Raw genomic sequence first — 25,100 nt, 5'->3', positions numbered from 1 at the left:
CTTTGTCAGAAAGTTCTTCTAACATTGGTTTCCTCAACAAATGATCCTACAATAAAAATGGCATATTTTTTTAGTACATCTTGTAATAAATTTAAATCACAATCAATTTATTATTGTACTAAAACAAAACCCTTAGTTTAATTTGAGCCAGTGCTGAATGAATGTTGATACAATACTGCGCAGTTTTTCATTCCGATTGGCAAATTTCAAGTAAAAATAAAGTGTTTTTGCCACGTTCAGCTGGTTTGTTCTCGCTTTAAACCAAAGTGCATCATAGCCGCGCTCATAGGCGACCATTTCCAGCTGGTCAAACAGCTGTTCAAACCATTCAATGAACAGTTCTTCGTCGATATTTTTGGCAAGCAATGCCTGAATAATGTTGCAGAAACGTTCTTCTTCGTCATCGACAAATACATAGCCCTTCCAAATATTTGCGCGGATTGCCTGCAGTATTTGGGATGTAAACCGAATCGGATACAACGGATGCGCTATAATGGCGTTGATCAACTCCGTTGTATTCGTAATGCTATGTGCCCAGCCAGACTTCGGATCGACAAAGCTTCGCAAATCCTGCTCTTTCGATAACAGTGCCACCGCATTTTGTGCAAGCAGCTCCAACTGCTCACTACTTAATATGGCAAGCTGTCGATCGGCATTCACGATTGCCGCTAAATAAAGAGCCGCATAGGAACGCTGAAAAACGGATGTTGTCCCCTTTTCACCGATGTTATAAAGTAAACCGTCCGTCGAGGAAAGTTTGCTCACAAAATCGGCAATAACTGTTTCACCGAGTGCATTTTCCGACAACAGCAAAATGAACAGGCGGTAATTCAGCTGGTCACGGATAGCTGCTTCTTCATGACCAATTGTCTCCAGTAAATCATTCAATATCGACGGGTGCCCCTGAATAGATTGTTTTCGCTCTTCCGTCGTCATTTCAAAAAACTTTTCATAATCTTCCACTAACAAAAAGACGCCTCCTAACCAAATGCCTAACAATATTGTAAGAGACGTACGATCATTTGACTAGGTAAAAGCTCTTCTAATAGACGCACACCTTCTGAATATACCCGTTTTTCACAAAACAAATGCATCTTCTGCTTCAAATAATTCATTTACTTCAATTACCCGATCCGAAAAGCGGTCGACTACATTCAAATCGACGGTATTGAACAAATTTGTTAATACAATTGAAGTACATTCAAACTGCTTCTGCTTTTTTGTATGCTCAAATTCTTCGATAAAACGTGATGGTAAAAAACTGGACCCGTCCGTCACGAACAGCAAATCCGCTTTTTTAAATTCACTTTTCTTCAACAGCTCCAATGCTTCCCGTAATGGAAGCTCGTAGTTTGTACCGCCGCCAATGAAACTGTCACTGAACTGAATGAGATCCTGGGTCTTTGCCTGACCTTTTCTGAATAATTTAATTTCCCCTACATTCGTTGCAAAAGGGATAATCGCAAAATCTCTTTTCTGTTTTTTAGCGATATTCAGTAGCGCAATACAAAACGCTTTGCTCTGGGCTTTAATCGATGTCATGGAACTGCTTTCATCCATGCACACAATAATCGGTCCCTTACCTTGACGGTCCTTTCCCTTCTTATTAAAAACAAGTGTTTGCTGCTCGCTTAATCGCTTTAAAAAATCTAGCTTGCTATGTCCGAGCATATAGTTGCCCAATTCCGCCGGCAACAGACGCGACAGCTCATGCCCAAAAGTCACCGATTGATGCTGGACCGTCTCGTCTTGTTTTGACTTCTGCTTTTTTGTCGCAATTTTTTTAAACCGGCCGACTAATTCGGCAATCTTCTGCAATTCCTTTCGCTCGCTAATCATTTTCGCCAGTTTAAACTGGTCTCTTAAAGGAATCTGATCGATTTTTTTGCCATCCATTGTCCCGACTTTCATAACCGCAGTTTTTGTATGGTGAATATTCTTTTTATTTTCCTGGAGCATCATACCGATTGATGTTTTCGATAATTGTTTCAAATATTCCCGTTTTTCCGGTATATCAATCGTCATGTTTGGCGTCTGCTGCTTCTTTTGAAAGGCTTCCAGTTGTTCAATTTGAAAAGGGTTTTTTTGTTCCTTATAAAATTGGAAGCTTTTAAGAAGCTGCTCTGCAATGCTGACGGAAGTGAGGACACTTAATAGCTCGTCACCTTTTGTCAGCTCATGCCATTGAATGTATTCCTCATTTTTCAGCAGCTCTTTCACAAAATCATACTGCATCTTATCCAGTTGCTTTGCATTTTCATTTAATACAGGCGCTTTATAATAGAAAGCATGCCAGCAATCCCCGATGATATTCGTAAAGCCCGGAACAATTTTTTCGCCTGCAATGCAGCTGTCGTTCAACAAAGTAGCCATTTTCAATAATTCGTTAAATCGTGCCTTTTGCTCTGCACTGCCCTTAAAAACCGTTCGGCTGTAGATTACGTGTATGTTCTCATTCAAAAAGCATCCCACCTTCTGTATTCTTTAAAACCCGATAACATCTGAAGTGATTCGCAGCAATTGTTTATGCATTTCCGTTTTGAGACTGTTTAATTCCGGTCGACTCGGGATTTGCCGGCTCATATTCTGTACTTCCATAAATAAGTTTTTCCCCTTTAGCAGCAGCTGACTCAGCTCCGATTTGGCAAACGGGGATTTTTGAAGCATCGCATTTCTTGCAGTTAAAATAATCATTTCAAACTCGGTCGATGTCCTGTGAATAAACGCATCGACTGTATCAAAGGCCACTTCGTTAACAATTCGCTCTGTTACCGATTTTTGTTCAATTGTTTCCCATAAAACATTCGTCAATATCAGCAAGTCTTCCCGAATTACTTCTGTTCGGCCGTCTAAATATGCTTTAGCTTTTAAAGTCGACAGTGACTGTTTAAAACGGCGGTCGGACGGGCGTATGCCTTCATCATGAAGGGCCTGCCTGATTTTAGCGAGCACTTTAAAAATCGTATCCGATATCGCCACCTTATTCGTCTTTTGCTGATGTTCGTAGAGCTCGTCCAATGTTATTTTCGAAACTTCCTTTTTACTATCATCTTTCAGCATGGCAATGAAATCTTCTTCTTCCCGGATATAGTTTACTTCATAGCGAAGCAAGAAACGGTCGAATAGTGCCTCCAGCCCTTCCCCGTCTTCAATGTATTCATTGGAAGAACCGACCATCGTCAAAAGCGGAGAAGCAACTGGAATCCCGTTATTGTAATAGATCCGCTCATTGATTAGAGTGAGCAGTGAATTCAGGATGGCTGAGTTCGCTTTAAATATTTCATCAATGAACGCAAAATGGGCTTCCGGCAGCATATTTGTCACATTCCGCTTGTAGACCCCCTGTTCCAAATCTTTTAAAGAAAGTACCCCAAACAATTCTTCAGGCGTACTGAAAGGCGTCAATAAATGCTGGAAACAATGACTTCCCTCAACGATGGAACCGAGCATTGACGATAGCACACTTTTTCCCGTACCCGCCGGACCGATAAATAAAAGGTGCTGCCGTGATAATAGAGCAATTAATAACGCATCAATTTCTTCTTCCCGATCATAAAAACGTTCGTTCAGTTGCTGACGGATCGTTTGCAGCTGTTCATACATTGATTGACCACCTTCCCTTTTTCGTTAAATACGATACCCGCACATTTATGTAATCTTCTCCTTATAACGTTACACTTCCTGTACAGTTTTTAAACCTTTTCCCTGTCACATTTCTTCCTTTAAAGAACTAGGAATATTTCAGCTGACTTTGCACTATTTTAGTAAGAGCAGAATAAAAATTTTTTCATGTTTTTACACAATTTTAGTTGCAAATGATTAATTTTGTTATTTTACGTGAACATATTACATATAGCATGTTTTGTAGGAGGAATCGTATGGCGTCAGTAAGAGTTTCATCTTCAATTTTTTCACGCATTAAAACTATTCAAAAAGCTGTGCAACGAACAACGAGCCATGATGAAATTACCGTTGCATCCGGGACATATAAAGAAACATTGACTTTTGAGGAAAATAGAACGATTGCAGCACAAAAGGATGCAACTGTCTGCATAAAAGGATCCATCGTGATCGCTGATTGTGCGACGGTCACATTCGAGAACATGACGATTCAACCTACAACGCAAATTTACGTCGAAGGTAAAATTATATTAAAAAACTGCGTTATTCAAGGTGGACGTACGAATGTACTGTTAGCATTGAACGGTGGAACCATTGTCTGTAAAAATACAACGTTCAGAGATGCAACGGATGCGGCAGTCACATTGGTTTACAATAGTGATGCCCAATTTGAACAGTGTCATTTTGAAAACAATAAAAAAGTGCATATTCTAGCGGAAAATTCAACGCTTCGTTTAACAGATTGTACCCTTTCAAAAGCAAATCAGGCACTTTGGGTTAAGACAAATGCAAAGGCCTATTTAACCCGTGTGAAAGTACATCACCATTCAGGGACACAGCTCATTATCCAGGACAATGCCTTATTGGAAATGGAAGCCTGTGAAGTGATGCATGGCGAGGGTAATGGTATATATGCATCAGATCATTCAAACATACATTTATCGAAAACAACAATCCAACACCATCACCTACCTCAAGTCTGGATGCAAAGAAGTTCCCTAAACGTAACAGATTGTCAAATTCAATACGGCAATGAATCCGGTATTATTTTACGGGACTACTCAGAAGCAATGATCGAGAACTCATTGATTGCGTTTCATAAAATTGCGAATATCCAGCTACTGCTCGAATCTTTCCTGAATATGTCGAACTCTGAAGTAAACAGCTGCCAAGGCGTCGGGATTCATATAAAGGAAAAATCGATCGCCAACTTCAATAGTACGGTGTTTGCCTATAATGTGCTGCCGCAGCTTTTCATTACCGAAAATTCCATTTGTACAATAAAAGATGCGACCATTCAGGAAGGCAAACAGATTGGGGTTTACACAGAAAAAGGGGCTTCCTGTTCGATCGTTTCCAGTACGATAACAGGACATAAAAATGCTGCGCTAACGGTAATGGAGGCGGAATTATTCCTATTAAATACGACGGTCCATCATAACAAAGGCAATGGCATTTTGGCGGTCAATCATGCAAAAGCCTCTTTGGACAACTGTCATTTCAATCACAATGACCTCGCACATATTGCCGGGAAAAATAACAGTACGGTGACGATTTACCAAAGCGAATTAATCGGCGGGAAAAGTATCTTTGTCATGGATCAATGTGAACTTGAAGTAACCGAATCGGTTGTTAAAAATGGTACGGGAATTCAAATTGAACTGGTCGGCAATACGAATGCCACAATTTTGCATTCCCAAATTAGCGGCGGCGAAACGAACGGGATTGTGGCGATGAAAGATACGTCGGTCCACATTATCGAAAGCCAAATTTCCTGTCATAAAATGCCGCAAATCATCATCAATGACAGTTCTCTTGTGTTGAAGGAAAGCGAGTTGATGGAAGGTGAGCGTAACGGGTTAATTATTGAAAACCATGCAGAGGCGTTGATTCAGGATACATTCATTTCCAATCATATGTATTCCCAGCTATGGATCGACTCCGAATCTTCAGTCGAGCTGAACGCAACACAGATTATTGAGGGTCATGAATCCGATATATTTGTTCAAAACAAATCGGTTCTCCATGCTTCGAAATGCATTATCCAAAATGCGAAGTTCGACTTCAACATCCAGGCGGTCAACTATTCGAAAATTTATCTGTTCGAAACAATGGTCGACAACTCATTCGGTTCAAAGTTTTACAGTGAAAATAACAGCGAAATTTCATCGAATCTGGACGAAATCAGCTAATGGCATTACTACCTGCAACTTTTTCAGCTGCAGGTAGTTTTTTTAGTTGCAGGCAAAACAAAAAACAACCTACCCTAAATAGGATAGATTGCTATATTTAAATTATTTATTTCACAATCCCACTGACAAATTCAGTAGACGGATAATACATGTTTTTAACAATGACGTTTGCCCCTAAGCACTTCACAGCAGGACAATGACAATTAATCGATTTGGAAATATTTGAATCGAGCCATCTCTTGTAAATTTGAGTCAATGATTCATTTTTAATATTACCGAACGCCTGACCGTCATCCGAAAAATCGGTAACCGAAATATCACCCGAGAATATATTCAGGTTCATTCTTGAACGTCCGTCGACATCATTTCTCATTGTCGTATTCGATGCATGATTGATCCGGTTGATTAATGCGATATCTCGCTCATCCCGGCTGCACGGATAGAACGGCAATGTACCGAATAACACCCAAATATCTTTATTTCTGTAATCGAGGAGTTCATTGATAACTGTTCGATATTCATCCAACCCGATCGTTTCCAGACTTTCAGCGAAATCACTGGCATACATCGGGTGAATCTCATGACGTTTACATAGCATTTCATTTGCTACTTCATGGTGGATTTTTTCCATAAACGGCACCGTGTTGCGGTTCAACATTGTTTCTGCAGAAACGAACATGCCGCCTTTTGACAGCTCTCTTGCATTGTCAAAAATATTGCGGTATAAGTTCCCTCTATATTCAACTGACGGCGTTTTTTCCATCATAGCAAATCCTGTTTCAACAAATTCCTTTTCATCACACCAGTTGTGCGAAATATGCATGACATCCAGATAAGGTGCTACCAGTTCATAATGTGACATCGGTAACGTAAGGTTGGAGTTGATTTGTGTCTTAATGCCTCTGCTCTTCGCATATTTCAATAGCGGTAACAGGTTATCCTTAATTCCCTTTTTCGTTAATAACGGTTCCCCACCTGTAAAACTCATTGTTCGTAACGTTTCAACCTCATCCAGTTTACGAATAATTTCGTCTGCCGGAATGGCCGGTAATTCTTTCGTTAATAACGTATATCCTACTGCACAGTGCGAACATCTCATATTACATAAGTTAGTTGTTGTAAACTCTATATTAGATAAAGTTAGCTTACCATGTTGATCGATATCAATATATGGCTCCCATTCATCATGCGGTTTAAAAATTGTATTCATTTAAAGACTTCCTTTCTGCGAGTACAATTTTCTCATAAAACCGTTGTATTGGAAAGGCTATTGTTGATAAGGAATTCGCAGCAGTCCCGTTAAAAAGCAAATGGCCGCACGAGATAAAATCCCGCGCAGCCATTTTTTTAAATTTCGATTTTTTCTGGTAATTCCGGTATATCCGATACAATATTTTCTTCAGTTAACCGCAGCTCAAACAGTTGGTATTTTTCTTTCAAATTCAGCTGTGCCACCATTTCATCCGGTTCTGCTGCAGTTGGTGTTTCATACGTAAAATCAACCGATACAATATGATCGATCGTCTGTTGAATTTGCAATTTTTCCTGCTCTTTGATCGGCAGAACTCTATCCAATAAAAGAGGCTCTATCGCATCTTTTATAAAGCTTTGTGCTTCGGCAATGCAATTGAATTCAGCCAGTTTATTTACAGAGGCTGTCATGTTGGCCCGTTCACGAATCCGCTGTGCTTCCAATTCGTTTAACTGATTGTGTATTGATAATAGCCGATTTCCCACCAGCTCGTTCAGTCGGCTTTGTACTGCATCCAGTTTTTCAAGAACAAATTGTTCGTATTTTTTAATGAACACCAGTTTTTGTGCACCAGTTTTTTGGATTTTATTCAACGTTTGAATTCGCTCCAACAGAAACGGTGTAAGTTCACTCTCTTTTAACGGGAATGTGAGTGACACCCCCGTTTGTTTTTTGTACTGCTTTTCAAGTTGTCCATATTCCAATGAGTACTCGACATGCAATTTTCGGTAATCACGCACATTTTTTTGGTAAAGCCCCGCCATTTCCTCATACATATCGATGATCGGATCACGTAAATAGGAATGGCTTTCCAGTGTCTGTAACAGCTGAAAAAGAGTTTGTACTTCTTTGAACACTTTACTGACCGATTCATATTGTTTGTCAAGAGAGCTGATGAGCGCTTTATCGTGTTGTAATTGCGCTGCATCTTCATTAAAATCGTTTTGATGCTGAATGACATACTCAAACGCCGATACATACGGTTCTCTTGCAGGAATTGTATTGATTTCCACACGCAGTCGTTCCAGCCACTGTATAAATCGCTCCGTTATATGGCGTGTCTTTTTTTGCCTGTTTTCAATTAACTGGAACATCAGCTGTGACAACTGTGTAATGCGGGAATCAATAAGCAGCTGTGAACTGTTCGTAGTACGTGCTTCCTGGGCCTGTAAAGCCGATACCGGGACATCCTCTCCTATAAAGTAGCCGTAACGTTCTTTCTCCCTATCTAGAAAGGTTTCCACTTCCCCATCTACCCGGTCAATCCCGTTTACGATTAAATGTGCCGTAATCCCCATTTTGTTCAGCTTTTCTATAAAGTTTAATTCAGCCTCTGTGGCAGGTGAACCCGCCTGCAGTACCCAGAACACCTCATTGCAGCGTTTCAAGAGTGCAGGTGGAAAGTAGGCTGTATTGTTTGCGCCTGCTTGCAGCGCAACCGAGTCGACAATGGTTACTTTTTTTAAAAGCTCGCACGTTATATATACTTCCAAATAATCCAGATGCTTACGAATTATTTTGGCACTTTCCGTATTCGAAATGGTGAATAATGAGATGTTGGCAATATCAAAGGTTACTTCCATTCCATTTATAAATACGGCTTTAATATATTCCGTATCTCCGTATTTTAAAAATGTATTGGTCCTCGTCGGTTCTGATGGGCGGTCTTCCAGCAGATTTCTGCCGAGTAAACTGTTGATTACGGTCGTTTTCCCAACGCGCTCTTTTCCGAGAAAGAGCACGATTGGCTGACTGTCTGCATCATTGATTATCTGTTTTAAACGGGTTGACGTATCTTTTACATAACTATTTCGAGATAAAATACTATGCAAAGGTTTTAACCGTTCAATTAATTGTTCCAACGGATTATGTTCATCAAAGTTGTTTAGCTGTTCGCTGAATCGCTCATTCATACGGGTCACTCCTTTACAAACAATTGTTATTCTATTATAAACGCAGTCATTTCCATGTGGACAAGTAATTACGAAATTCGAAATAATTGGTTCCTCATACTTAATCAATAAAACGTCGACTAGGTATTAACACATGGAAATTTTATTGAAGAAATTAAATTACATCATAATGTTGCTATTGCCGGGCATGATTTGCATGCTATTATAGTAGAAGAATATTTAAAAGGAGCTACACAATATATGTACAATATCCGTGAGCAATGGTTTGGGAATGTACGCTCAGATGTGCTGGCAGGACTGGTTGTCGCACTTGCCCTCATCCCTGAAGCAATTGCTTTTTCTATTTTAGCCGGTGTAGATCCGATGGTCGGACTCTATGCCTCATTTGTAATCGCTGTAACAATCAGCTTTGTCGGTGGTCGTCCTGCGATGATTTCCGCTGCAACAGGAGCGATGGCTCTCGTTATCGTCTCGCTTGTTAAAGACCATGGATTGCAGTATTTACTCGCTGCAACGATTTTAACTGGAATTATCCAAATCATTTTCGGAATGCTGAAAATTGCACGCCTGATGAAGTTTATTCCGAATGCGGTAATGATCGGCTTTGTGAATTCATTGGCGATTTTGGTATTCATGGCCCAAACACCGTACTTTATTGGCGGCGACTTCGTTACATGGGTGTTTCTTCTGGCGACAATTGCACTTATTTACGTAATTCCTTTTGTCATTAAAGGTATTCCGGCCCCGCTCATTGCTGTAGTTATTTTATCGGCAGTAGCTATTTATTCAGGCTTTAATTTAAATACAGTCGGAGATATGGGGACAATTACACAATCATTGCCATCATTTTTAATACCTGATATTCCTTTTAATTTTGAAACGTTAATGATTATTTTACCTTATTCATTGGCTCTGGCTGTTGTCGGATTGGTCGAATCATTACTGACTGCATCAATTTTGGATGATATGACGGCTTCTGAAAGCGATAAAAATAAAGAAGCGCGCGGACAAGGGATCGCCAATGTTATTAACGGTTTCTTCGGTGGTATGGCCGGCTGTGCGATGATCGGACAATCTGTTATTAACGTAAAATCCGGCGGACGTGGCCGACTCTCCACTTTTGTTGCTGGTGTATTTTTAATGTTTTTAATACTCGTTTTGGGCGATTATGTCGTTCAAATTCCAATGCCGGTACTTGCCGGTGTAATGGTTGTAGTATGTATTACCCAATTTGACTGGCAATCATTCAAATATGCTGTGACAGCACCGAAAAAAGATGTCTTTGTGATGCTTCTGACAATCGCGGTTGTCCTTTATACACATAACCTGGCGTTAGGTGTTGTAGCCGGTATTGTTGTCAGCGCACTGTTTTTCGTCAACGAAATCTCGCGTGTAAGTATTTCGCAGGAAGGGAAAACATACTTTGTCAAAGGGCAACTATTCTTCGCTTCAACGGAAGGTTTTATTAACTATTTCAAAACGGTTCACAGTGAGTCGTCTTCCATCGTTATCGACTTTTCCCAATGCAAAGTGTGGGATGATTCGGCAATCGGTGCTTTAATGAAGGTGAAAGACCAGCTGAAAGCGAAAAATATAGAAGTAACCTATTTGAATATTGATGAGTCAAGTAAACAGCTATTGAGGAAGTTAACCGGTACGACATTAATCGATTAGGAGGTGGCTCATTATGTATGAACACATTTTACTGGCCGCTGATGGTTCGCAAAACTCGATACGTGCGGCTAAGGAAGCTTTAAAAATAGCCCAAATCAATTCTGAAACAATGGTAACCATCCTTTTTATCATTGATATGGAAAAAGCGAAAACGGATGTACTGCATTCAAGTTCGATTGAAAGTCTTTACATGGAACGCCGTCGAAAGCTTGTGCCGATCGAGGAACTGTTCAGCGAGCAACAAGTTCGTTATAAAGTAGAAATCATTCATGGCTCACCGGGTCCTGAAATCATCAAATATGCCAATACAAAAAATGTAGATTTAGTTGTGATCGGCAGCCGCGGGTTAAACAGTCTGCAGGAAATGGTACTGGGGAGCGTATCACATAAAGTGATGAAGCGCGTCCAATGCCCAGCGATGCTAGTGAAGTAAGCAAAGAAGATAAAACATTTTTAGTTCGACTAAAATGTTTTGTCTTATTTTATGTATAATTGTGGTTAACAGGTCAGATTGAAGATGAGGTGGGAACTGTGTTTTTCTTAAAACCTAAACTAATTAAAAATAATAAGAAATCTATTGCGGATTTGTTATTTAAAGATGTTTCACCTGAACAATGGGATCAGAATCATTTAACTAAAGCTAATTTGGATTATTCAATTGATAGTGTTCGTCTCGTTAATGAGTACGCTGAACGGATACTCCATACAGAATTCGGTCAGCAGCTTTTAAAAGAGCATTCAGAGAAGCTCATCACACGTATTGGTGCGTATTTAGGCGAAGTCATAAAAAATCACAAAGACGGGCACTATCGCTGGTTTGAATTTAATTCCGTAAAAGCAAATACCGTACATTTAAATGGATATGAACAGAGTGTGAAAGACGAATCCGTTCTTTATTCTAAAAAGCTGGATCATGCATTGTGTCCCATTTATGAAGTGAAGCTATATTTTGATGGCAAGCCCAACTATAATCATTTTTTAGCCTATGTAGAACAAGCGATAAAAAACTAGGATTTCGGGGGAGGAATTATTGATGTCGAGTGCCGCTTTAATCGTACTAGCCATAGTTTCGACTGTGATTTGGATCGCCGTTTCTAAAGAAGCTGCAAAACCTACAAAAGAAGTAAACCGAAAAAAGATGTACGTTTTAGTATCCGCAGGAACTTTATCGACTATTATTTTAACGGTGTCGCTTTTGCAAAATTTAGTGCTTTAACTTCTGTAGATTAAATAACAAGACGTCCGTTTGAATTGTGTTGAATCAATATTTATTCCTCAGTTCGGGCAAAATATTCCTCACTTCGGGCTGAATAATCCTCACTTGCTCTTGTTTAATCCTCACTTCTAGCTCGTTATTCCTCACTTCCAAGTATATAATCCACAAATTCTATATGAGGGGCAGAAATCCGCCCCTCTTTACCTTTTAAAACAGTGGCAATTCGTTGTATGGTCATTTACCATGCCGACTGCCTGCATATAGGAATAACAGATTGTGCTGCCGACAAATTTGAATCCGTCTTTTTTCAGTTGCTTGCTCATACGGTCGCTTATTTCTGTCGTAATCGGTACTTGTGCGGATGATTCCCATGAATTGATCAGCGGCTTACCGTCGACAAAAGACCAAATATAGTTTGAAAAGGTGCCATATTGTTTTTGGATAGCTAAAAAGCTCTCGGCATTCGTGACGACACTTTTGATTTTCAGCCGATTGCGGATAATGCGTTCGTCATTTCTTAATGCTTCAATTTTTTCGTCATCATATTGTACAATCTTTTCTGCATCGAGCTGATCAAATGCTGCCAAATACCCCTCTCTTCTTTTTAAAATAGTCAACCAGCTTAAACCTGCCTGCGCCCCTTCCAGACAGAGCATTTCAAATAGCTTCCGGTCGTCATAAACGGGGACGCCCCACTCTTCGTCATGATATTTCACATAAATCGGTTCATCCAGCTTTACCCAACTGCAACGCTCCATTGTACTCACCTCTTGTTAACCACTGTAATCCAACACGTTTGCAATCGCAATCAATATTTGCTACTCTTACCTTACGAACGTCAGGAAGGTGATAACATGACGAAAGAGAAGATCATACAGGCCGCTTTGCTCAATTTCAGTGAACACGGATACAGCGGCGGATCACTGGCCCAGATTGCGGAAGAAGTAGGAATACGGAAACAATCGATCTATACGTATTATAAAAGTAAAGATGCACTCTATTTATCGATATCGAAACAGGCAATGGAAGCTGAACTGTTATTTGCAAAAGAATTTATCGCAAAACATCAACAACTTCCTGTCGAAAAAGTATTACTGTCATATCTGCAATCTTTTCAGCAACGCTTTGAATCATTTGCGGAAACTAAATTTTTCATGCGTTCGATTTTCTTAATGCCGCAACATTTGGAGCAGCAGTTAAGTGAACAAACGTACATTTATTTGGACGAATTAGAAAGGCTATTCACGGATTATTTAAAAGAACAGCAACTGTCCGTTGCAGCGAATGAAGCAGCAATCGGCTTTTTGGCATTGCTTGATAGTCTGTATGTCGAAATGCTTTATGGCGGCAGTGAACGGTGTGAAAAACGTTTGCAGGCGGGATGGACCATATTTCACAGAGGAATAAGAGCTGAGGTGTAGACATCATGACAAAATATTGGATACTCGTCCTATTGGCTGGCATCATTGAAATTGTTTGGGCAATGGGACTGAAATACGCAAACTCTGTGTGGCTATGGGTAGGAGTTGCCGCATTAATCGTAATATCATTTTATATTTTAATTATCGCAACAGAGAAACTGCCTGTTGCTACTGTTTACGCAGTGTTTACAGGGATCGGGACTGCCGGTACGGTCATTGCGGAAACGGTCATTTTCAACGAGCCGTTCAGCTTCACGAAAATCGGATTTATTGGACTATTATTGATCGGTGTGATTGGGTTAAAGCTTATTTCCAATGATCCGGAAGAAACGAGGGATGCATAATGGCTTGGGTATATTTAATTTTTGCCGGACTTTTTGAAGTCGGCGGTGTGATCGGAATGAATAAAGTTGCCCAGAAGAAATCATTCGGCTCCTATGCGTTTCTGATCGGTTCTTTTATTTTCAGTTTCTCTCTCCTTTCACTGGCAATGAAAGAATTGCCGATGGGTGTCGCCTATGCTGTCTGGACAGGGATCGGGACAGTCGGAGGGACGCTTGTAGGCATGTTTATTTATAATGAATCCAAGGACTGGAAAAGAATTCTATTTATTTCGTTTATTATTATTGCGGTTGTCGGATTAAAAATTACGCAGTAGAATAGAATTAATAGAAACAATGTGTACATTTTATGAATTTTTTCATAGAGTGTGCACCTTGTTGTGAAATGTTGGAGGCCATTGTGAGAAATTTATTTCAAGTAGTCCCAATTCCTATCAGTGGGCTCATGCTCGGACTGGTTTCATTGGGAAATTTATTTTTTAGTATGGACAAAGCCGCTTTCGGTCACGTCTGTTTTTTTATAGGGATCTTTTTATTTCTATTAATTATCGGAAAACTGATTTTTGCGTTTTCCAGTATTCTAACAGAAATGCAAAACCCGATTATTGCATCAGTATCTCCCACTTTTACGATGGGGACTTTATCGATCAGTAGTGGTTTACACTATTATGGTGTAAGTGATTTCGTTATACATATGATCTGGATTCTAGCTGCAACGACTCAAATCTTTATAATCTTTTATTTTATCCGAACGTTTATTTGGAAAAAACGAATTTCGATTTCGGATATTTATCCAAGCTGGCTTATTATGTTTGTCGGGACTGCCGTCTTGCCACTAACAGCGAGTGATCTTTCCGGCATATTCACAAAAGCGATTGTTATTTTTGCGATTTGTGCTTTCATTGTGTTACTACCGATTCTTATTTTCCGTGTATTTATTAAAAAAGATTTGCCGGAGCCTACGATTCCGATGCTGACAATTTTAACTGCGCCCGTTTCGATTAGTTTAGCTGCTTATTTCCAGCAGTTTGAAAGTCAATTCGGCATTGTGCTGACATTATTCATCCTCGCGCAAATCATGTATCTACTAGTACTTTCGAAATTACCGGGTGCCTTACAGCTGCCTTTTTATCCAAGCTATGCTGCCTTTACATTCCCGTTAGTAATTTCTGCTACGGCCACTTATGGGATCATTCATTATTTCGGGCAAAACGGGATTTCGACAAATTGGCTGGAACCTTATTTTTATTTTCAAATAACTTTCTCTGCAATTATTGTATTTTATGTTTTTATCCGCTATATCAACTACTTGTCTGTACAAGTACGACTACAGCGCAGAGTCATTCGAGAAGAAAAAGAAGCCATTTCATAATTCTTTCGCAATAGCGAAACATTCCCCCTTTATGCATCGTATACTACATAAAGGGGGGATTTTTTTGAAAAGAATTATTTTTGCACTATTATTTATTGTTCTTATCCTCGTGTTAATTTTCTACTGGCTTGACTATGAAATGAATGCAGTGTTAAAAAATGAGGCAGACGGTTCCAACGAATATGTGGTCGTTTTAGGCGCAAAAGTGAAACCAGGCGGCATCCCTTCCCAATCATTAAAAAACCGTTTAGATGCGGCAGTGGATTATCTTCAAAAATATCCTACCGTAAAAGCGATTGTTACAGGTGGTCAGGGTGCTGATGAAGATCGCACAGAAGCCTCTGTTATGGCTGACTATTTAATCAAACATGGGATTGCTGAAGATCGAGTGCTATTGGAAGATCAGTCTACAACGACTTATGAAAATTTGTTGTTCGCAAAAGAACTGATGCCTGAAGATACAGAGAGCATCACGATCATCTCAAATGATTTTCATTTGAAGCGTGCGACCATTCTCGCTCGCAAACTTGGTTTAAAGGCGGATGTAGTGGCTGCCCCTACGCCAAAAGTCGTCAATACAAAATCACGTATTCGCGAACGTCTTGCGATCATTAAGGCCTATACGAGAGGCCAATAATTTTACATTTGCCGTTCAATTCGTTATCGTAAACTGTAACGAACAGTTGAGGTGAATTTCAATGAAACTTAGTATATTAGATCAAGTACCTATTTCCAAAGGCATGACATCAACCGATGCACTAGCAAATGCAGTGAAGCTTGCCCAACTTGGTGATGAGCAAGGTTATGAACGAATCTGGTTTGCAGAGCACCATAACACAACTTCCCTTGCCAGCTCGGCGCCTGAAGTAACAGCTGCCTATGTTGCGGCGAAAACAGAGCGTATCCGTGTAGGAACGGGCGGCATTATGATGATGCATTATTCTCCATATAAAGTGGCAGAAGTATTTAAAACATTGGCTGCGTTGGCACCAGGTCGTATCGATTTCGGTGCAGGCCGTGCTCCTGGCGGGGATATGCCTGCAATGACTGCGCTTGCAAGTGGACGCAGACCTGACCTGACAGAACAATACGATAAACTCGAAGTTATTTTACGTTTAATGAATGAACAGCGTACAGGTGAAGCGGTTTATGATAATGTTGTCGCCGCTCCTTTCAAAATACAGCTTCCGCAAAGCTGGCTGCTTGGATCAAGCGGACAAAGTGCGAAAAAAGCGGGTGAAGCGGGTGTCGGCTATTCCTTTGCCCAGTTCTTCAATGGACAAATGTCTAAAGGGATTTTCGATGCATACCGCAACAGTTTCCAGCCATCATACTTTATGGAACAGCCGCAAATTATTACGACTTATGCGATCAGTGTAGCTGAAACGGCGGAAGAAGCGGAATACTTATCGATGCCGATGCAAATTACCCGCCTGAACTTGATGCGTGGTAAGCTCCTGACTGTGCTTTCTCCTGAGGAAGCAAATGACTATCCGCTTACAGAGATGGATAAAATGATTCTGGAAGAAAACCGTCCGCTTATGCTGATCGGTTCTGCCGAAGATGTGGCGAATCAGATTAGAGAAGAACAGGCATATTACGGCTTTGATGAAGCGATGATCAACTGTAATTTATATACGATCGATCAGCGTCTGAACAGCTACCGTCTATTAATGGAACAGTTTAAAAAATAATAGAATTTTAAAAAAGTAGAGCCATTTGTATTTTCAAGTGGCTCTACTTTTTGTTTCTCACGTTAATTTAACCGTAATGGAAACACAAACGTAACTTTACAACTAAAAAAGCAGTCCAAACTTTACATATCGTACAATTTGGACTGCCTATAATTTTCATATGCTATTCACTTCAACCTGTTTATACTGTAGCTGTCGTCGTAACTGGTTGCGGGGCAATTTTTGCGACAATCACACTGTTTATAGCGTTAATATAGGCCATAGCCGAAGCTTTTAAAATATCCGTATCTGCTGCTTTAGCAATATAATTTTCTCCGCCATATTCAATAATAATTTTTACTTTCCCTAATGCTTCCTGCCCACGTGATACAGAGCTGATGTTATATTCAACAAGCTTTACCTTGATTCCTGTAACGTTCGCAATGGCTGAATAAAGGGCGTCAATCGGACCGGAGCCGACCGCACTTGATTTGAATACATCTTCCCCGCGGCGAATTTTTACGCTGGCTGACGGGAAAGCAGCATTTGAAATAATCTGTAAGTCTTCGATATCATAAAACTGATCAGAGTAGGATTCCTTGTTTGGATTGTTCTTCTCTGTTTTTTCGTAGTAGCTTTCAACAATGACATATAGATCATGGTTGTAAACTTCCTTTTTCGAATCGGCCAGTTTCAGGAAGCTTTCAAAAATACCTTCAAACTCTTCATCCGAGAAATCATCAAATCCAAGTTTAGATAGCGCATTTTTCACTGCATGACGACCGGAGCGTGCTGTTAACACTAGTTCCATATCATCCAGGCCAACATCTTCCGGATGGACAATTTCATAAGCATCACGTGATTTCAATAAGCCGTCCTGATGAATTCCTGATGAGTGGGCAAATGCATTATCACCTGTAATCGCTTTGTTCACTTGCACATCAAGACCCATGAAGCTTGAAACTAAGCGAGACGTATTCATAATTTCTTTCGTATTAATATCTGTAAACACATCGTACACATCACCGCGCGTCTTAATCGCCATCACAACTTCTTCTAACGCCGCGTTACCAGCACGTTCGCCAATACCGTTCATCGTCACTTCGATTTTATCGGCACCATTTTTGACCGCCGCTAATGTATTGGCAGTCGCCATCCCTAAATCGTTGTGACAGTGAACAGAAAGCAGTACCGAATCGTCCAGGTTTTTCATTCGATAGTTCAGCTTGGCAATCATCTCTCCCCATTGTTCCGGCTCGGCATATCCGACTGTATCCGGTACATTAATCATCGTAGCGCCGGCCTTCATGACCGCTTCAATCGTTTTCCACAGGTATTCAAAATCAGATCGGGATGCATCTTCCGTTGAATACTGTACTTGCGGCAGTAACGTTTTCGCGTATTTTACTGCATCAACTCCGATTTGCAGGATCTGGTCTTTCGATTTACTGAACTTCTTCTCCACATGAATATCGGATGTTCCTAAAACCATATGGATCATTGGATTATTGGCGTATTTCACTGCATTATATACAGAATCAATATCATCTTTTACCGCACGGGCAAGTGCCGTGATCATCATATTCGAATTTTGGCCAACCTTTTGAGCCACAGCTTTTACTGCTTCAAAATCACCTTGTGAAGATGCTGGGAATCCGGCTTCAATAATATCAACACCGAGCTTTTTTAACTGCTGGGCAATTTCCACTTTTTCATATAAATTCAGTTTAGCCCCAGGCACTTGCTCACCATCACGTAATGTCGTATCAAAAACCCAAATTTTTCTACTCATTCTCATAACCCCTTTTCTTCTCAAATGATTTTAAAACAGTATATAAAATAAAAAACCTCGCCTCTATGAACAAATTCATAGAGACGAGGTTATACTCGCGGTACCACTCTAAATTGAATGCCCATTGCTGGAACATTCCACTTATCGACAAATAGTTTGCCTGTCTTTTAACGGAGACTTCCGACTTCCCTACTGTAACTTCAGGTCGTAGCTCATGGACGAGTTCAACAGTTGTATCTGCCAGTTTGCACCACCCACTGGCTCTCTTAAAGTATACAAGCTATTTACTACTTCCAATCATTGCCTAGATATTACCTTGAAATGAAGTTTACCGGCAATGAAATAAAAAGTCAACACTTATTATCAGAAAATTTAAATTTTATCGCCATTGAAAATTGAATTTTTAACAATTGCATAATCAACGTTACGGATCGCCGATAATGTTTTACCACCTGCATATGAAATGGACGACTGCAAATCTTGTTCCATTTCAGTTAGTGTATCGAAAATCGATCCTTTTGAATCAACATACATTTTCTTGCCTTCAACGTTTTTGCGCTCGCCTTTTTGGAATTCCGAAGCAGAACCGAAGTATTCTTTTACTTGTTTGCCGTCGATTTCCACTGTTTGGCCAGGTGATTCCTCATGACCAGCAAAAAGTGAACCGATCATCACCATTGATGCACCGAAACGCACTGATTTGGCAATATCCCCATGTGTACGAATACCGCCGTCCGCGATAATCGGTTTTGAAGCTGCTTTTGCACACCAGCGAAGTGCTGCCAACTGCCAGCCGCCTGTACCAAAGCCTGTTTTAATTTTTGTAATACACACTTTACCTGGGCCAATCCCAACTTTCGTCGCATCTGCCCCTGCATTTTCAAGATCACGTACTGCTTCAGGAGTACCGACATTTCCTGCAATGACAAAGCTGTCCGGTAAATGCTTTTTAATATGACCGATCATTTCAATCACTTGGTTTGAGTGACCATGTGCGATGTCAATCGTAATATAATCCGGTACAAGCTGAGCATCTTTCAACTCTTCGATAAATGTATACTCTTCATCTTTAACACCGACAGAAATCGATGCGATCAAGCCTTTGCTTTGCATATCGCGGGTAAATTGCGCACGCTTTTCAGGTTGGAAACGGTGCATAATATAGAAATAGCCTTGTGCAGCTAATTTTTCTGCTAATTGCTCATCAATAATTGTTTGCATATTTGCCGGAACTACCGGAAGTTTAAATGTATGGTTACCCAAAGTTACGGTTGTATCGCATTCTGTACGACTTTTCACTATGCACTTTGCAGGGATTAATTGAATATCTTCATAATCAAAAACTGTATCTATCATTTCACTACACTCCTAAATACGAACATTTTTCGTTTTTTTATAATAATCATTCGACATCTGTTACTTTACAAAACAATGAAAACGTTGTCAACCATAAAACGAATATTTTATTTAATTTTAATATAATTGTTCGGTTTTTAAGGAATCTAAACAAATTTCTTCATTGTAAACGTAAAAAAATTATATTTCCCCTTATTTATAAATAACTATTGTCCACTAGCCTGATGCAATGCTTTAATAGAATTATTGAAAAGGAGTCGATGAATTGATGTTAGAGAAATGGTTGAACGTTCAGAAATAAGATTGAGCTGAAATTGGCTCAATAATCAATCATTATTGGAGCTGAAAAACATTGGAACATTTATTAAACTGTATGAAAATTATCGGGAACGATACAATCCAACGCATACAATTAACACATCGTATGGAGCTTGTCAAAACCTTTCAAATTAAGAAAGGTATGAAAGTACTTGAAATCGGATGCGGTCAAGGTGATACAACGATTGTATTGGCCGATGCTGTCGGAGAAACAGGACGTGTTGTCGCAATCGATATCGCTTCAACCGAATATGGTGCCCCGATCACATTAGGCGAAGCAGCAGAAACAATTTCACAATCACCATTAGGACAGCGAATCGATTTTTACTATGAAACCGATTTTTTGCAAATGGTGTTCGACGAGAAATTTGATGTCGTCGTTCTATCCCATTGTTCCTGGTATTTCGAAAGTATCGAACTGTTAAAGAAATACTTGCAAAAAACCAAGCAAATAGCCGATCGAATCTGTTTTGCTGAGTGGGATATCGATTATACTTCAGATGCCCAGCGTGCCCATTTTTGCGCAGCTAATATTGCCGCGCTCTATACAGCATTTACAGAAAATGAAGGGAATATCCAAAATCTCTTTCATAAAACGCAAATAAAGGAACTTATGCTAAGCGAAGGCTTTTCAATCAAAGTTGACCAAACAGTCGACGCCAGCTATTTACAGGATGGATCGTGGGAAGTTGACTACAGCAATTACTTGCTGAATGAATTCTCGGAAGTTCCGACCAAAATTCAGTCCTTAATTCGCAGTTATGCCTATTTAATGAATGAGCAAACAAAGCCTCTTCTTTCGTTAAATAGTTTTGTACTGTGCGCTGATTTTTAATAACAAAAAGAAGCCAGTTTAATTAAACAAACTGGCTTCTTCTATTACTTATAATTTATTTTCATTTTGTTGAGCGCTCCAGTTTATTGCTTGTTCAACCAATCCATCAACAAAATCCTGTTTATGCTTCTGATATTGATGCGTTTCATTCGGAAACTGTCTCGCTAATTTTATTTTTAATTCACCATAACTTTTTGCGACTTCTGGAAAATGGGATAAGTATTTCTTGAAATCTAAATGTATATCTATATTTTCATGTCCTTCCTGATAAATATGAACATGATGTGTCCTATTATTCTTACCTTTTGGAAAGTATCTTCTGCCTGCTATTCCATTCTCACCTCTTGGTTCATACCCCAGTTCTGTCATAGTTTCATTATATAAATCAATTTTTCCGATTTCTTTTACAACGAGTAATATATCTATAACAGGCTTTGCATAACCGATTGTCGAAAGAGAAGTACTGCCGATATGTTCTATTCCAAGCAATTCATCTCCAAAAGTATTTTTAAGTATTTTTTCTTCCTTTTCAAATTGTTTTACCCAAGCTTCTGTCCAAGGAAGTATTGTTGTTTTTCTCATCCGTCCCTCCTCAAAAAAGTCATGGTTCACTTATTCCCATAGCTAATAATAAAAGAAATGCAACGACTAACACTGCAAGATTGGCGATGATTCCAATTAATCCGATTACTAGTCTACTTAGGCGACCCTTTAATATCCATGAAGTTATTCCCGCAGTAATAAGACCTATAATAGATAAAATAGTTAACACTGCAATTGTCCTGTAAATATCAGAGTTCGGTCCTCGTACAGAATAAAAATAAATTACACTTATGATCACCGGCAATATAGAAAAAATCCCCAGAATCATCCCGACTTTTGCTTTTTCCAAGTGTCATTCCCTCCTACTATCTAGTGAAGTGAAGTAAATTAAATCAATCTTCAGGAGACTATTTTTTAAAATAAACATGTAACCATATTATATGGATTAACTAAAATGCATACTCACGACGCCCCGTGGCAAACTACCATCATGGAGGTGTAAACAGTGAGTACTAACAATAAAAACAATCGCAGCACGAGTGATGAGCAAGCAGTAAGAAAGAACTTATCAAGGGCGCTTGATCACGAACTGGCAAACGAACCGTTGACAGCGGCCGAGAGACTTAATAACAAGAAAACGAAGAAGCGACAATAACCGCATTCCCCCATCTGGAGTAAGGTGGGGGCTATTTAATTCGTTTGCCTTTATAAGTCGCTACTACTTCCCCTATTTTTTCTCTTCTTTTTACCACCAAGATAATTCCATAGATAATAGGTAGACCAAAATAATGCCGGAAAAATAAAAATGGAAATCGATGAAACATACGGCTTTTCAAAAAAGTTACTTGGAGTACAATAAATGTACAGAACTATGATGATTAGAAATGGCACTAAAAGAATCCAGTAACGTATGTCTTTAAAAGTATTAAAACTCCACATATGATTCTCCCTTTTCAATAATATGTGATCTTTCTTATAAACCAATCGTTAAGATTTAATATAATTCTTTTTACTTTCCTTGCATTTAATATACCGAAACAAAATCACTTCTTCCACAAAATACCGTTTTCCAAAAATAAAAACCACCAGTTGAACTGGTGGTTTTCTCTGCGCGTGAAACGCTGGGTTACTGGCCCACGTCTAAAGACGCTCTGAAAGGTCTGCCAACCGCACTACGTTTCCGACTACCGCTAAAGCGGTGTACTTATTTTTTTCTTCGATTTAGTTCTTCTCCTGTGAATGGGTCAATGAATTCTTTCATCGTCATTTGATCCTCTAGGAGATCTTCCTGCAATTGATTTTTTATATATTCCTGAATGACTTTTCGGTTTCGCCCTACTGTATCCACATAATATCCTCGACACCAAAATTTTCGGTTGCCATATTTATATTTCAAATTTGCATGCCGATCGAATATCATCAAACTGCTTTTCCCTTTAAGATAACCCACAAACGCAGATACACTAAGCTTCGGTGGGATACTGACTAACATATGTATATGATCAGGACACGCTGTGGCTTCAATAATCTCTACGCCTTTTCTTTCACACAGTTGACGTAGTATTTTACCGATATCTGCTTTTATTTTCCCATAGATCATTCTTCTTCTGTATTTTGGCGCAAACACAATGTGATACTTACAATTCCATGTTGTATGTGCTAAACTTTTATTATCCAATATTGGAACTCCTTTCGTACGTAATCGGTTGACCAGACCTGATTTTATTGTACGACTGGAGTATTTTTTTTGTCCATAGCTAAAAGCTTTTTAGAACCCCCCGCATAGCAGGGGGTTTTCGTTTTCATAATAAAAAGGTACGAATTTTGAATATTCAACATTCGCACCTTTTACTCGCTTCGATTATTTAACACCACTTTCTAAAATTTTGAACATCCTCTTTTCACAATCAATTTCTGCTTTTGCCCCATAAGGTAATATAAATTTCGGTTCGGTATGACCAAAGTTCAAGTTATATAATATCGGCAGATTTTCTAAACGATACTCTCTCATCACTTGAAGAATTACCTCTTTATATTCCTCATAATACTTCTCGTCCTGAGGTTTCCCGAAAATGATGCCATTTGTTTTTTGTAAAATGCCTTGTGCCGCATAATTTCGCAGCCAATATTTAATAAGATTCGGTCCAGGATATTCTTCAGAGGTTTCAAAGAATAGAATGCTATTGTCCCAATGTTCTTTATCCGGCCAAATGTCAGTTCCCTTAGCAAACTCCAAAACTTCAATACAACCGCCTATTAAAAATCCTTGCACTACACCCGTTCCCTGAAGTACTTCATAACCTGAATTTTTCCGCATATTCCTGCGACGGTTTTTATTTTCTTCTGTCCATTCCAAACGCTCACTCGTCCATTCGTTTGCAGGTTGAATCTCACCAATGATCTCAACCGAGAATAGTGTCCGGTTTACCATTTCAACCGTATAAGGATCCATCTCCACATTTTCAGCAAAATCGGTTAAGATGGCCGGACCATAAAATGAAGAGATCCCTGCTTTATGACAAAATAAATGGGCAATGGTTACATCCGAATAACCCATCAATATTTTCGGATTTTTACGTATGACATCTATATCAATATAAGGGAGTAAACGGATACTATCTTCTCCTCCAATATTGGCAATGATCCCTTTTATCTGTTTATCTTTAAAGGCCATCATTAAATCCTCTGCTCGAGCCTGTGGATTTTGATAAAGATATTCTTCACCTTTCAAACTGTTCGGCATTGGGACTACCTCAAGCCCAAACACTTCCTCCAATCTCTTTACCCCTTGATTATATCGCCATTTAAGAGCGGGTTCTCCTGCTCCACCCCACGAAGGACTTACTTTAGCAATCCGGTCTCCCGGCTGTAATTTTCCAGGCTTAATTAACATCTTTACTCACCTCTGCAAATCGATTTTTAATTTTGCTCTATAGAAAAAGCTCCATTCGCTGTTGCTTTCGTAAAACCTATTTCACATAACAACTATAATTTCCGCCAATGATCGACCATTTCTTCGTAATATGTATCTGTCCAATGGTAAGGTTGAAGTTCCGTTAATGTCTTAAAAATGATTTCATTCTTTTCATTTGAAATGGCACATTGTACTCGAGGCCCCCAGTAAAATAAGCGTTCTTGGCAAATTCCACAAGGTGAAAGTACTTTTAATGGCGAAAGTTCATCTTCCCTTGCTAAGCAAATGCTATGTGTAATTTTTTTATTAAATTTATGGGCTTCTAAAATTGCACCTGTTTCCATACAAAGAGCAGTTGAATCATTGATTACTTCTGGTGCCACACTTGTATAAATCGTCCCATCTTCTACACGAACCGCTGCCGCACCACCCCAACCACTCGGATATCTTACATCCACTATTTCTTTTACTGCATTATAAAGTTCTTTATCTGGCATTGAATTCTAGCTCCTTGAGATTAATTTCTTTCCTTCTTCTAATTCTTACTTTTTTTATTCCAAAAATAAATAGAAAAAATGATTAAAAAAACGTAAGGTACGACAATTTGAAAAATCGTAGTAAATGTACTCATATTTAACTCCCATTTCTAATAAAAATATAATTTTCT

26 protein-coding genes and 1 other annotated feature are annotated in these 25,100 nt (G+C 39.3%); of the genes, 13 read left to right on the top strand and 13 right to left on the bottom strand.

Translation table 11 applies throughout. The features are described from left to right. Nucleotides 1-132 precede the first annotated feature (132 nt). From MKY27_RS07915 to MKY27_RS07905, 3 genes are all read right to left on the bottom strand, one after another. Nucleotides 133-963 (bottom strand): DUF2785 domain-containing protein, encoded by an 831-nt coding sequence (locus MKY27_RS07915; protein ID WP_339199668.1) that lies wholly within the window; start codon nucleotides 961-963, stop codon nucleotides 133-135. Nucleotides 964-1,077: 114 nt separating this feature from the next. Then, nucleotides 1,078-2,460, bottom strand: coding sequence for a VWA domain-containing protein (locus tag MKY27_RS07910; RefSeq protein ID WP_339199272.1), 1,383 nt, complete (start codon nucleotides 2,458-2,460; stop codon nucleotides 1,078-1,080). Between the two features lie 24 nt (nucleotides 2,461-2,484). After that, a complete protein-coding gene (locus tag MKY27_RS07905; RefSeq protein WP_339199270.1) occupies nucleotides 2,485-3,603 on the bottom strand; it encodes an AAA family ATPase in 1,119 nt (372 codons plus the stop codon). 275 nt (nucleotides 3,604-3,878) lie between these two features. On the opposite strand from MKY27_RS07905, the gene MKY27_RS07900 reads away from it, so the two are divergent. Further along, nucleotides 3,879-5,813, top strand: a complete 1,935-nt coding sequence (locus MKY27_RS07900; RefSeq protein WP_339199268.1) for a right-handed parallel beta-helix repeat-containing protein — start codon at nucleotides 3,879-3,881, stop codon at nucleotides 5,811-5,813. A gap of 106 nt (nucleotides 5,814-5,919) precedes the next feature. Here MKY27_RS07900 and yfkAB read toward each other — a convergent pair whose 3' ends face one another. Together yfkAB and MKY27_RS07890 are read right to left on the bottom strand one after the other, a co-directional pair. Beyond that, a complete protein-coding gene (gene yfkAB / locus MKY27_RS07895) occupies nucleotides 5,920-7,023 on the bottom strand; it encodes a radical SAM/CxCxxxxC motif protein YfkAB (RefSeq protein ID WP_339199266.1) in 1,104 nt (367 codons plus the stop codon). Between the two features lie 137 nt (nucleotides 7,024-7,160). Further along, the gene (locus tag MKY27_RS07890; RefSeq protein WP_339199264.1) at nucleotides 7,161-8,978 is read right to left on the bottom strand and encodes a dynamin family protein; all 1,818 of its coding nucleotides are present in this window, start codon (nucleotides 8,976-8,978) and stop codon (nucleotides 7,161-7,163) included. 240 nt (nucleotides 8,979-9,218) lie between these two features. On the opposite strand from MKY27_RS07890, the gene MKY27_RS07885 reads away from it, so the two are divergent. From MKY27_RS07885 to MKY27_RS07870, 4 genes are all read left to right on the top strand, one after another. Next, entirely contained in the window at nucleotides 9,219-10,652 is a 1,434-nt protein-coding gene (locus tag MKY27_RS07885; protein WP_339199263.1) for a SulP family inorganic anion transporter, read from the top strand. A gap of 13 nt (nucleotides 10,653-10,665) precedes the next feature. Further along, entirely contained in the window at nucleotides 10,666-11,085 is a 420-nt protein-coding gene (locus tag MKY27_RS07880; protein ID WP_339176365.1) for a universal stress protein, read from the top strand. 98 nt (nucleotides 11,086-11,183) lie between these two features. Next, nucleotides 11,184-11,663: a hypothetical protein gene (locus MKY27_RS07875; RefSeq protein WP_339199260.1), complete on the top strand. Its 480-nt coding sequence runs from the start codon at nucleotides 11,184-11,186 to the stop codon at nucleotides 11,661-11,663. Between the two features lie 22 nt (nucleotides 11,664-11,685). Continuing rightward, complete coding sequence (locus MKY27_RS07870) at nucleotides 11,686-11,868, top strand: hypothetical protein (protein WP_339199258.1); 183 nt, start codon at nucleotides 11,686-11,688, stop codon at nucleotides 11,866-11,868. Between the two features lie 200 nt (nucleotides 11,869-12,068). Here MKY27_RS07870 and MKY27_RS07865 read toward each other — a convergent pair whose 3' ends face one another. Then, on the bottom strand, nucleotides 12,069-12,626 hold the full coding sequence (locus MKY27_RS07865; RefSeq protein ID WP_339199256.1) for a DNA-3-methyladenine glycosylase I: 558 nt from the start codon (nucleotides 12,624-12,626) through the stop codon (nucleotides 12,069-12,071). Between the two features lie 96 nt (nucleotides 12,627-12,722). Here MKY27_RS07865 and MKY27_RS07860 point away from each other — a divergent pair, with 96 nt between their 5' ends. The 6 genes from MKY27_RS07860 to MKY27_RS07835 all read left to right on the top strand — a co-directional run bounded on the left by MKY27_RS07860 (nucleotide 12,723) and on the right by MKY27_RS07835 (nucleotide 16,696). Beyond that, complete coding sequence (locus tag MKY27_RS07860; RefSeq protein WP_339199253.1) at nucleotides 12,723-13,289, top strand: TetR/AcrR family transcriptional regulator; 567 nt, start codon at nucleotides 12,723-12,725, stop codon at nucleotides 13,287-13,289. 5 nt (nucleotides 13,290-13,294) lie between these two features. Beyond that, complete coding sequence (locus MKY27_RS07855; RefSeq protein WP_339176358.1) at nucleotides 13,295-13,633, top strand: multidrug efflux SMR transporter; 339 nt, start codon at nucleotides 13,295-13,297, stop codon at nucleotides 13,631-13,633. Further along, nucleotides 13,633-13,947, top strand: a complete 315-nt coding sequence (locus MKY27_RS07850; RefSeq protein ID WP_339176356.1) for a multidrug efflux SMR transporter — start codon at nucleotides 13,633-13,635, stop codon at nucleotides 13,945-13,947. Before MKY27_RS07855 ends, MKY27_RS07850 begins: the two co-directional genes overlap by 1 nt. An 83-nt stretch (nucleotides 13,948-14,030) precedes the next feature. After that, nucleotides 14,031-15,002, top strand: a complete 972-nt coding sequence (locus MKY27_RS07845; protein WP_339199250.1) for a TDT family transporter — start codon at nucleotides 14,031-14,033, stop codon at nucleotides 15,000-15,002. A gap of 64 nt (nucleotides 15,003-15,066) precedes the next feature. Beyond that, nucleotides 15,067-15,639, top strand: coding sequence for a YdcF family protein (locus tag MKY27_RS07840; protein ID WP_339199248.1), 573 nt, complete (start codon nucleotides 15,067-15,069; stop codon nucleotides 15,637-15,639). 61 nt (nucleotides 15,640-15,700) lie between these two features. Beyond that, entirely contained in the window at nucleotides 15,701-16,696 is a 996-nt protein-coding gene (locus MKY27_RS07835) for an LLM class flavin-dependent oxidoreductase (protein WP_339199245.1), read from the top strand. 181 nt (nucleotides 16,697-16,877) lie between these two features. On the opposite strand, the gene MKY27_RS07830 is transcribed toward MKY27_RS07835, so the two are convergent. Both MKY27_RS07830 and guaC read right to left on the bottom strand, forming a co-directional pair. After that, the gene (locus tag MKY27_RS07830) at nucleotides 16,878-18,467 is read right to left on the bottom strand and encodes a 2-isopropylmalate synthase (protein WP_339199243.1); all 1,590 of its coding nucleotides are present in this window, start codon (nucleotides 18,465-18,467) and stop codon (nucleotides 16,878-16,880) included. A gap of 76 nt (nucleotides 18,468-18,543) precedes the next feature. Continuing rightward, nucleotides 18,544-18,777 (bottom strand) — a binding site (T-box leader). A gap of 62 nt (nucleotides 18,778-18,839) precedes the next feature. Further along, on the bottom strand, nucleotides 18,840-19,820 hold the full coding sequence (guaC, locus tag MKY27_RS07825) for a GMP reductase (protein ID WP_339199665.1): 981 nt from the start codon (nucleotides 19,818-19,820) through the stop codon (nucleotides 18,840-18,842). 355 nt (nucleotides 19,821-20,175) lie between these two features. Between guaC and MKY27_RS07820 the strand changes: the two genes are divergently transcribed. Then, the gene (locus tag MKY27_RS07820; protein ID WP_339199242.1) at nucleotides 20,176-20,976 is read left to right on the top strand and encodes a methyltransferase domain-containing protein; all 801 of its coding nucleotides are present in this window, start codon (nucleotides 20,176-20,178) and stop codon (nucleotides 20,974-20,976) included. Between the two features lie 48 nt (nucleotides 20,977-21,024). On the opposite strand, the gene MKY27_RS07815 is transcribed toward MKY27_RS07820, so the two are convergent. Both MKY27_RS07815 and MKY27_RS07810 read right to left on the bottom strand, forming a co-directional pair. Continuing rightward, nucleotides 21,025-21,558: a GrpB family protein gene (locus MKY27_RS07815; protein ID WP_339176348.1), complete on the bottom strand. Its 534-nt coding sequence runs from the start codon at nucleotides 21,556-21,558 to the stop codon at nucleotides 21,025-21,027. A 19-nt stretch (nucleotides 21,559-21,577) separates the two neighbouring features. Next, nucleotides 21,578-21,868 (bottom strand): hypothetical protein, encoded by a 291-nt coding sequence (locus MKY27_RS07810; RefSeq protein WP_339199240.1) that lies wholly within the window; start codon nucleotides 21,866-21,868, stop codon nucleotides 21,578-21,580. Between the two features lie 156 nt (nucleotides 21,869-22,024). Here MKY27_RS07810 and sspO point away from each other — a divergent pair, with 156 nt between their 5' ends. Then, nucleotides 22,025-22,174: a small acid-soluble spore protein O gene (sspO, locus tag MKY27_RS07805; protein ID WP_339176346.1), complete on the top strand. Its 150-nt coding sequence runs from the start codon at nucleotides 22,025-22,027 to the stop codon at nucleotides 22,172-22,174. A 549-nt stretch (nucleotides 22,175-22,723) separates the two neighbouring features. Here the strand turns inward: sspO and tnpA are convergent. From tnpA to MKY27_RS07790, 3 genes are all read right to left on the bottom strand, one after another. Further along, on the bottom strand, nucleotides 22,724-23,197 hold the full coding sequence (gene tnpA, locus MKY27_RS07800; RefSeq protein WP_139377765.1) for an IS200/IS605 family transposase: 474 nt from the start codon (nucleotides 23,195-23,197) through the stop codon (nucleotides 22,724-22,726). A 183-nt stretch (nucleotides 23,198-23,380) separates the two neighbouring features. Next, nucleotides 23,381-24,412: a S66 peptidase family protein gene (locus MKY27_RS07795; RefSeq protein WP_339199239.1), complete on the bottom strand. Its 1,032-nt coding sequence runs from the start codon at nucleotides 24,410-24,412 to the stop codon at nucleotides 23,381-23,383. A gap of 92 nt (nucleotides 24,413-24,504) precedes the next feature. Then, nucleotides 24,505-24,930, bottom strand: a complete 426-nt coding sequence (locus tag MKY27_RS07790) for a cytidine deaminase (RefSeq protein WP_339199237.1) — start codon at nucleotides 24,928-24,930, stop codon at nucleotides 24,505-24,507. Nucleotides 24,931-25,100: the final 170 nt, after the last annotated feature.

Source organism: Solibacillus sp. FSL R5-0449 (assembly GCF_037975215.1).
GTDB lineage: Bacteria > Bacillota > Bacilli > Bacillales_A > Planococcaceae > Solibacillus.
The sequence above is the reverse complement of the archived record's forward strand: the minus strand, read 5'-3'. Positions and strand labels throughout refer to the sequence as shown.